Below are 8,475 nucleotides of genomic sequence, written 5' to 3'. Positions count from 1 at the left end.
GGAAACCCAGAACCACTGCGCCGTGTACCGCCCCTGGGGCAGCTACGACTCGGTGGACATGGGCGGCCGCTTCCAGGTCAAGCACATCACCGTGAAGCCCGGCGCGCAGCTCTCGCTGCAGATGCACCACCACCGCGCCGAGCACTGGATCGTGGTCTCCGGCACCGCCCAGGTGACCTGCGACGACAAGGTGTTCCTGCTCACCGAGAACCAGTCCACCTACATCCCCATCGCCTCGGTGCACCGCCTGGCCAACCCCGGCAAGATCCCCCTGGAGATCATCGAAGTGCAGTCCGGCAGCTACCTCGGCGAAGACGACATCGAACGCCTGGAAGACGTCTACGGTCGAACCCAGGAGAGCAGCGTCCAGGCCCAGGCCGGCGCCCGCTAGTTAAGGACGGCGTCTCCCCCATCGACGCCAATCGCCCCCAGGCCCAGTGCCTGGGGGTTTTCTTTGTGTGGGGTGTGCTTTTCGTAGGGCACATAATCGTTCGCGGTTATCCGCCGATGGGCCTGGCGCGGAGGCCCATGGCGGATAACGCCGTAGGTGTTATGCGCCCTACGGTTGGTCAGGCTTCGAGCAGTTCCACGCTTTCCGGCGCGCGGCGCATCAGGACGCGGCCGTGGCGGATCGAGTAGAGCGCCTTGGTCTGCTGGCGCACCGCTTCGTAGTCGCTGTCCACGCCCAGCACCAGCAGGTTGGCCGGGCGGCCGGCGGCGATGCCGTAGCCTTCGCCCAGGTTCAGCGCGCGGGCGCTGTTGTCGGTGACCAGGTCGAGGCTGCGCTGCAGGTCGTCGAAGCCCATCATGTGGCAGATGTGCAGGCCGGCGTCGAGCACGCGCAGGATGTTGCCGTTGCCCAGCGGGTACCACGGATCCTTGATCGAATCCTGGCCGAAGCAGACGTTCATCCCGGCGCGGTCGATCTCGGCCACGCGGGTCACGCCGCGGCGTTTCGGGAAGCTGTCGAAGCGCCCCTGCAAGTGGATGCTCTCGGTCGGGCAGGAAACGAAGTTGATACCCGAGCGCTTGAGCAGGCGGAACAGCTTCGAACAGTAGGCGTTGTCGTAGGAGCCCATCGCCGTGGTGTGGCTGGCGGTGACCCGCGCGCCCATGCCGCGCACCCGCGCCTCTTCGGCGAGCACTTCGAGGAAGCGCGAGTTCGGGTCGTCGGTTTCGTCGCAGTGCACGTCCACCAGGCAGCCGGTGCGCTCGGCCAGGTCCATGAGGAACCTGATCGAGCTGACGCCCTGCTCGCGGGTGTTCTCGAAGTGCGGGATGCCGCCGACCACGTCGGCGCCCAGGCGGATCGCCTCTTCCATCAGCTCGCGGCCACCTTCGTAGGACTCGATGCCCTCCTGCGGGAAGGCGACGATCTGCAGGTCGACCAGGTGCTTCGCTTCCGCCTTCACTTCCAGCATCGCCTTGAGCGCGGCCAGGGTCGGGTCGGTGACGTCGACGTGGGTGCGCACGTGCTGGATGCCGTGGGCGGCGAGCATGCGGATGGTGGTGTGGGCGCGGGCCTTGGTGTCGTCGTGTGTGATGGTTTCCTTGCGCTGCGCCCAGCGCTCGATGCCCTCGAACAGGGTGCCGCTCATGTTCCATTCCGGCTCGCCGGCGGTGAGGGTGGCGTCGAGGTGGATGTGCGGCTCGACCAGCGGGGCGATCACCAGTTGCCCGGCGGCGTCGAGCTCGCCGGCGGCGGCGACCACGCGGCTCGCCTGTGGCAGCACGTCGGCGATCAGCTCGCCCTCGCAGCGGATGGTGAACAGGCCTTCCTGCTTGCGCAGCGTGGCGTTGACGATCTTCATTGGCGTGGCTCCTCAGGCTGGGCGCTGGACATGCGGCGGATGAGCAGCGCCATGGATGCGTTCAGGCGGAACTGCGCGTCGTCGAGGGACTGCCCACTCAGGGCTTCGATGCGCGCGATCCGCTGGTTCAGGGTGTTGCGGTGGATGCCCAGGCGCTGCGCGGCGCGCAGGGCGTTGCCGCCTTCCTGGAGCAGGGCGTCGAGGGTTTCGACCAGCAGCTGCGGCTGCTTGCGCCCCGGCTCGGCGAAGGGGCCGAGGGTGTCGTGCATGAATTGTTCGACCACCGCGCGATCGGGGATCGCCCGCAACAGGCGCAGCACGCCCAGTTCACGGTAGTCGCAAAGGCCGCCGGGTGGGCGCAGGCCCTCGGCCACTTCCAGCGCCTGGCGCGCCTGCAGCAGCGCGCGGGGGAAGTCGGCGCAGTCCTCGGCCGGCGCCGACAGACCAAGGTAGACCCGCAGCGGCAGCTCGCGCGCCAGGGTCGCCGCCAGGCCTTGCAGGGCCTCGCGACCGCAGGCGGCGTCGTGGTCGGCCAGCAGCAGCACGAACAGGTCGCCCTGGACCAGCGTCGGCAGCGCTTCGGGCAGGTGCCGCTGCCAGTTGTCCAGGTGGTCGAGCAGTTGCTGGCGGCACAGTTGCAGGCGGCGCTCGGCCTCCTCCGGCGGGTGCTCGCGGAACAGCCCGTCGATGCCCGAAAGGCGCAGCGCCACCAGGCGCCGGCGGGCGTCCAGCGGCAACTGCAGGTGCTCGGCGCGGCGGCGGACGATGGCCAGGCTCGGGCAATCGCCGCCAAGCAGCTGGGCGAGGATGTCGCGCCGCGAGTGCTTCACCTGGGTCATCTGCACCAGCGCCGTGCCGATCAGGTGGGTGACGATGACCATCTTCAGCGCGTAGGGCTGCTCGATCAGCGGCAGGCCCTCGCGCTCGGCCAGCTCCACCAGCGCCTCGGGGATGCGCTGGATGAATTCGTCGCCGGTGAGGATCACCAGGCCGGCGATGCCGCAGGCCACGCCCTCGCGGGCGAGACGCAGCAGGTTGGCCTCGTCGCGCGGGTGGTTGATGCCGGTGACGAACACCAGTTCGCCACCCATCACCCACTCGGCGATGCCTTCGTTCTCCGCCACGTAGGACCAGCGCACGCTGCGTTGCAGGTTGCGCGCGCCGGCCCGCAGGGCCATGGATTCGAGGCCCGGCAGGCGGAGGATTTCCTCGACGCTCAGGCTCAAGCGCGCGGCTCCGCCACGCCGCCGCGCAGGCGGGCGAGCTCACCGAGGGCGATGTAGCAGGCGGCCGAGGCGGCGATGCCGACCAGCGGGGCGATCCACGGCGAGGCGTAGGCCAGGCCCGCGCCCACGGCGTAGGACACCAGGCCGGCGACGTTGAACGCCGGGATGTGCGGGCCGACCAGCGCCGGGTAGTTGCCGCGGTGGCGATGCCAGTAGTCGGCCATGATCACGCCGCCCAGCGGCGGGATGATCGAGCCGAGCAGCACCAGGAACGGAATCAGCCACTCGTACATGCCGCCGATGGCCAGGACGATGCCGACGCCGGCGGCCAGCAGGGTCATGGTCCGCCGGCGCTCGCTGCGCACCAGGTGGCAGGCGGCGGCGGAGACGTTGTAGATGGTCGGGCCCTGGATGGTCCACAGGTTCAGGCAGAGCATGATCACCGCGGCGAACGACAGGCCCTGGAGGACCATGACTTCGACGATGTCGGCGTTCTGGTAGACGATCGCGCACCAGGCCCCGGCGACGATCATCAGGCCGTTGCCGATGAGGAAGCTGATGACGCTGGCGGCCACGGCGATGCGCCCGCTGCGCGCCATGCGCGTCCAGTTGGTGGCCTGGGTGGCGCCGCTGGCGAAGGTGCCGAAGACCATGGTGACGGCGGCGGAGAAGGTCATGCCGGTGCTCGGCTCGACCGCCAGCAGCCCGGACCAGCCGCCGGCCTTGTGGGTGGCGATGACCATGGAGGCCACCAGCAGGATGAACATCAGCGGCACCGACACCCGCGACAGCAGGTCCAGGCCCTTGAAGCCGATGATCGCGGTGATGCTGAAGCCCAGGCCGAACAGCACCATCAGCGGGATGGTCAGCCACCCCGGCAGGGCCAGCATCTTCACCAGCACGATGGCCACGGTGGCGGTGCCCCAGGCATACCAGCCCAGTTCGGCGAAGCCGAGGAGGAAGTCGGAGAGCTTGCTGCCGCGCTCACCGAAGCAGAAGCGCCCCATGAGCACGGTGTTCAGCCCGCTGCGCGAGGCGATCAGGCCCAGGGCGGCGGCGTAGACGGCGAGCAGGGTGTTGCCGACGACGGCGACCCAGAGCATGTCGACGAAGTCGAAGGCCATGCCGATCTTGCCGCCGGCGAACATGGTGCCGGTGAAGAAGGTGAAGCTGAACAGGACCATGGCGATGGGCAGCAGGCCCTTGCGCCCTTCCCTGGGCGTGGCGCTCAGGGGGAACTCACTGGGGGAACTCATGGATGTCTCCGCGAGGTGGATGGGGTGTCTGTCGGCCTGGAGCAAGGAGCGGGCCGGAAAAGCCGACGGGGAACGACGCGGAAACTTTTGAGCATGACGAACATCGAGGAATGTTCAGAATGCACACTTCCGAAAGGAAATATGCCGCCGCGTGCCTGCTCAAATGTGCATTATGCGGATTTTCGGGGCAGAACGCAGCCGCCGACGCACCAAATCCGCGCAACCTTGACCCAGGTCGTGGCCGCCGCTCGGATTTCTTCGAAGGCCGTCGGATTTGCTAGGCTGCTGGCCAATCGTCCCCTGGAAACGCCCATGCTCTTCGGCATCCTGCTCATCGTCACCTGGATCATCCTGCTGCTGCGCTACCCCGCCCGCGCCCTGCCGATCTCGGCGGCGGCCCTGGTCGGCCTGGCCCTGGTGACGACCCTGGCGATCTGGCAGGACAGCCGCGACCAGCGCCGCCTGGAGCGCCTGGAGCTGCGCATCCGCTACGCACCGACGCTGTGCCCGGCCGACCGCCCGTTGCGCGCCGACCTGAAGAACGGCAGCGACGCGCCGCTGCTGGAGCTGCGCTGGAAGGTCGCCGCCTACCGCCCCGGCGACACCACCGACCTCGCCGAGAACCTCTACGAGGCGCCGCGCTACCGTGGCCCCGGCGCCCTGCTCGGCGGCGACGCCTGGAACGACTGCCTGCCGCTGCCGACGCTGCGCCCGGGCTACCGCGCCAGTACCCTGGAGTTCCGCGCCGAACGCATCGAAGGGCGCTTCGGCGATTGAACCGAGATTCACCCGCGCGGCGCGATCGGCTAGGGTAGTCGCGGTCCACCCACGCCAAGGAACGCCGTCATGCCCCAGCCCGTCGCCCTCATCACCGGATGCTCCAGCGGCATCGGCCGCGCCCTGGCCGAGGCCTTCCAGGGCGCCGGCTACCAGGTCTGGGCCACGGCCCGGCGCGACGAGGACGTCGCCGCCCTCGGCCAGGCCGGCTTTCGCGGCGTGCTGCTGGACGTCGACGACGGCGCCGCCATCGCCCGCCTCGCCGAACTGCTGCAGCGCGAGGCCGGCGGCCTCGACGTACTCGTCAACAACGCCGGCTACGGCGCCATGGGCCCGTTGCTGGACGGCGGCGCCGCGGGCCTGCGCCGGCAGTTCGAAACCAACGTGTTCGCCGTGGTCGAGCTGACCCGCGCGCTGTTCCCGGCATTGCGCGCGCGACGCGGGCTGGTGGTGAACATCGGCAGCGTCTCCGGGGTGCTGGTCACCCCCTTCGCCGGCGCCTACTGCGCCTCCAAGGCCGCGCTGCACGCGCTGAACGAGGCGCTACGGCTGGAACTGGCGCCGTTCGGCATCGAGGTGCTGGAAGTGCAGCCCGGCGCCATCGCCTCCAGCTTCGGCGCCAACGCCGGGCGCACCTGGCAGGAGCTGGTGGACGACCGCTCGCCCTGGTGGCCGCTGCGCGAATTCATCCGTGCCCGCGCCGGCGCCTCCCAGGACAAACCCACCCCCGCCGCCGACGTCGCCCGCCAACTGCTCGCCGCCGTGCAGCGCAGCCCGCGCCCGCGCCTGCTGCGCGTCGGCCATGGCAGCCGCGCCCTGCCGCTGCTGGCCCGCTGGCTGCCGACCGGCGTGCTGGACAAGGTGCTGAAGAAACGCTTCGGCCTCGACGGCCAGCTCTAGGAGAGCCCATGCCCATCCGCACCCGCTACTACGCCCTCACCGGGATCCTGGTCGCCATCGTCCTCAACGTGCTGTTGCGCACCCTGCTGCGCTACGGCCTGGTGCCGGTGAACCTGCTGGTGGCGCTGGCCATCGCCGCCGGCATGGCGTTCTTCTTCGCCCGTCGGGTCGGCCGCCTGCCCAGCCTGGGCGAGCGCTGGCGCCTGCTCGGCTTCTACAGCGCCGGCCTGGCCCTGCTGTACCTGGCCCTGGTGGCCATGGCCGCCTGGCGTAACCCGCCGAGCCACGCCGCGCTGCTGCTCTACCTGGTCAACTACCTGGTCTACCCGCTGGCCGCCTGGTGGCTGTTCCGCCCCGGCGTGCAGCAGCGCTTCCTGCCGCGCTGACTGCCGCCGGGCGGTTTGACGATTTCTTCACCGGCATTTCATCCGGCCTTTATCGCCCGCCTCCTACTGTCTGCGCGCTGACAGTCAGGAGGCTCCATGACCCTCGCATCGCCCTTCACCACTCTGCGCCGCACCCTGCTTGCCGTCATCGCCATGGCGGTCTTCGCCGGCGCCGCCTGCGCCGACGAACGTCCCGCCAACTGGGCGCAACCGGTGGACAAATCCTTCAACCTCTACGAGATGTCGCCGACCCTCTACCGCAGCGCCCTGCCCCAGGCCAAGGACCTGCCGCTGCTGGAGAAGCTCAAGGTGCACACCGTGCTCAGCTTCATCAAGGACGACGACAAGGCCTGGCTGGGCGACGCGCCACTGCAGGTCGTGAGCCTGCCGACCCACGCCGACCGCGTCGACGACGCCGAGGTGATCCGCGCGCTGAACATCCTCCAGGCCGCCCAGCAGCAGGGCCCGGTGCTGATGCACTGCAAGCACGGGCGCGACCGCACCGGGTTGTTCGCCGCCATGTACCGCACGGTGATCCAGGGCTGGAGCAAGGAGGATGCGCTCAAGGAAATGGTCGAGGGTGGCTTCGGCACGGAAGACGACATGACCGACGCCATCCACTACGTGCAGAACGCCGACGTTGCCGCCATCCGCCAGGCCATGGCTGACGGCCGCTGCAGCACCAGCGTGTTCAGCCTGTGCCACCTGCGCAACCTGGTGGGCAACGCCCCCGACATTTCCCCGGCGCCGGCCGCCGTCGCGCAGAACCGGCAGTGATCGCGGCGCGGCGGGGGATGCGCTAGGCTGCGGGTTTTCCGCCGCCGCAGGCCCGCCATGACCTCCCCCCGCTTCAGCGCCGTCACCCACACCCGCCTCATCGACCACGCCGGCCTGGACACCTTCTGCGCCGGCTACGACGGCTTCCTCCTCGACCTCTGGGGCGTGCTCATGGACGGCGCGGAGGTGTTCCCCGGCGCGCTGGCCTGGCTCCAGCGCCGCGCCGCCGAAGGCCGGCCGGTGTGGTTCCTGAGCAACGCCTCGCGCAGCGTCGCGGAAATGGCCGCGACCCTCGGCCGCCTGGGCGTGCCGGGCGAGCTGTACAGCGGCATCACCACCTCGGGCCAACTGGCCATCAACGCCATCGAGGCCAACCCCGAACTGCAGAGTGGCGGCATCTACATCGCCGGCATCGGCGACGCCCTGGACACCTGGCCGGCGCACATCCGCGAACGCTTCAGCACGGATATCCACAAGGCCAGCCTGATCCTCGGTGTCGGCAGCTTCCCGCAGGACGAACTGGAAGCGCGCTTCGAGCCCCTGCGCCACGCCCGCGAGCTGCCGTTCCTCTGCGCGAACCCGGACCGCGTGGTGGTTTCCGCCGGCAAGACGGTGTTCGGCGCCGGGCGCCTGGCCGAAGCCTTCGCCGAGGAAGGCGGCCAGGTGCAGTGGTTCGGCAAGCCGGACCCGGCGGCCTTCCGCATCGCCGAACGGCAGCTGGAAGCGCGCGGGGCGAAGAACATCCTGTTCATCGGCGACTCCCTGGTGACCGACGTGCCCGGCGCCCTCGCCGCGCGCATCGACACCCTGTGGCTGGCGAGCACCGGCATCCACCGCCAGGCCCTGGGCGTGCCCTTCAACGGCGCGCTGGACGCGGACAAGGTGCAGGCGCTGCTCGACGGCTACCCGGTTCGACCGCACTTCGCGGCGCCCGGGCTGGTCTGAAGTCGGGACGACAGCCGCGGGAAACCGCCCATGCACGAACTCCTCGATCTCCTGCAGTGGCCGGCCATGCTGGTCACGGTACTGGCCGCCTGGCTGGTCGGCTCGCGCGAGCGCCGGCGGCGCAAACTCGGTTTCTGGACCTTCCTCGCCAGCAACGCCCTGTGGATAGCCTGGGGCCTGCCGGCGGCGGCCTACGCGCTGGTGCTGCTGCAGGTGTGCCTGGCGGCGATGAACATCCGCGGGAGCTACAAGAACCGCCGCCGGCAAGCGCCCTGAGCGGCCCCCGGGAAAACCGAGGCTGGGGCAACGGCGGATAACCGCGAACGGTTATTCGCCCTACGGATAGCGCCAAGCCGAGGCGTAGGGCGCATAACGCGCCAGCGTTATCCGCCATCCG

10 protein-coding genes are annotated in these 8,475 nt (G+C 69.8%); 7 read left to right on the top strand and 3 right to left on the bottom strand.

All coding sequences use genetic code 11. From position 1 onward, the window contains the following. The coding region (locus P3W75_RS13470) for a cupin domain-containing protein (protein ID WP_276227853.1) at window positions 1-391 on the top strand (391 nt) is incomplete at its 5' end. A 178-nt stretch (window positions 392-569) separates the two neighbouring features. Here P3W75_RS13470 and codA read toward each other — a convergent pair. The 3 genes from codA to codB are packed head-to-tail and all read right to left on the bottom strand — an operon-like array spanning window position 570 to window position 4,293. Beyond that, a complete protein-coding gene (gene codA, locus P3W75_RS13465) occupies window positions 570-1,811 on the bottom strand; it encodes a cytosine deaminase (RefSeq protein WP_276227852.1) in 1,242 nt (413 codons plus the stop codon). After that, complete coding sequence (locus tag P3W75_RS13460) at window positions 1,808-3,037, bottom strand: PucR family transcriptional regulator (protein ID WP_276227851.1); 1,230 nt, start codon at window positions 3,035-3,037, stop codon at window positions 1,808-1,810. The genes codA and P3W75_RS13460 overlap by 4 nt, the downstream gene beginning before the upstream one ends. Then, a complete protein-coding gene (gene codB / locus P3W75_RS13455) occupies window positions 3,034-4,293 on the bottom strand; it encodes a cytosine permease (RefSeq protein WP_276227850.1) in 1,260 nt (419 codons plus the stop codon). The genes P3W75_RS13460 and codB overlap by 4 nt, the downstream gene beginning before the upstream one ends. Before the next feature lie 312 nt (window positions 4,294-4,605). Between codB and P3W75_RS13450 the strand changes: the two genes are divergently transcribed. From P3W75_RS13450 to P3W75_RS13425, 6 genes are all read left to right on the top strand, one after another. Then, entirely contained in the window at window positions 4,606-5,070 is a 465-nt protein-coding gene (locus tag P3W75_RS13450) for a multidrug transporter (protein WP_276227849.1), read from the top strand. A 69-nt stretch (window positions 5,071-5,139) separates the two neighbouring features. After that, window positions 5,140-5,970, top strand: a complete 831-nt coding sequence (locus tag P3W75_RS13445) for an SDR family oxidoreductase (protein ID WP_276227848.1) — start codon at window positions 5,140-5,142, stop codon at window positions 5,968-5,970. Between the two features lie 8 nt (window positions 5,971-5,978). After that, complete coding sequence (locus P3W75_RS13440; RefSeq protein WP_276227847.1) at window positions 5,979-6,356, top strand: hypothetical protein; 378 nt, start codon at window positions 5,979-5,981, stop codon at window positions 6,354-6,356. A gap of 96 nt (window positions 6,357-6,452) precedes the next feature. Next, window positions 6,453-7,133 (top strand): tyrosine-protein phosphatase, encoded by a 681-nt coding sequence (locus tag P3W75_RS13435; protein WP_430765372.1) that lies wholly within the window; start codon window positions 6,453-6,455, stop codon window positions 7,131-7,133. Between the two features lie 57 nt (window positions 7,134-7,190). Then, window positions 7,191-8,078, top strand: a complete 888-nt coding sequence (locus tag P3W75_RS13430; protein ID WP_276227846.1) for a TIGR01459 family HAD-type hydrolase — start codon at window positions 7,191-7,193, stop codon at window positions 8,076-8,078. A 30-nt stretch (window positions 8,079-8,108) separates the two neighbouring features. Next, window positions 8,109-8,354, top strand: a complete 246-nt coding sequence (locus tag P3W75_RS13425) for a hypothetical protein (RefSeq protein ID WP_276227845.1) — start codon at window positions 8,109-8,111, stop codon at window positions 8,352-8,354. Window positions 8,355-8,475 lie beyond the last annotated feature (121 nt).

It is taken from the genome of Pseudomonas citronellolis (genome assembly GCF_029335315.1).
Lineage (GTDB): Bacteria > Pseudomonadota > Gammaproteobacteria > Pseudomonadales > Pseudomonadaceae > Pseudomonas > Pseudomonas citronellolis_A.
The sequence above is the reverse complement of the archived record's forward strand: the minus strand, read 5'-3'. Positions and strand labels throughout refer to the sequence as shown.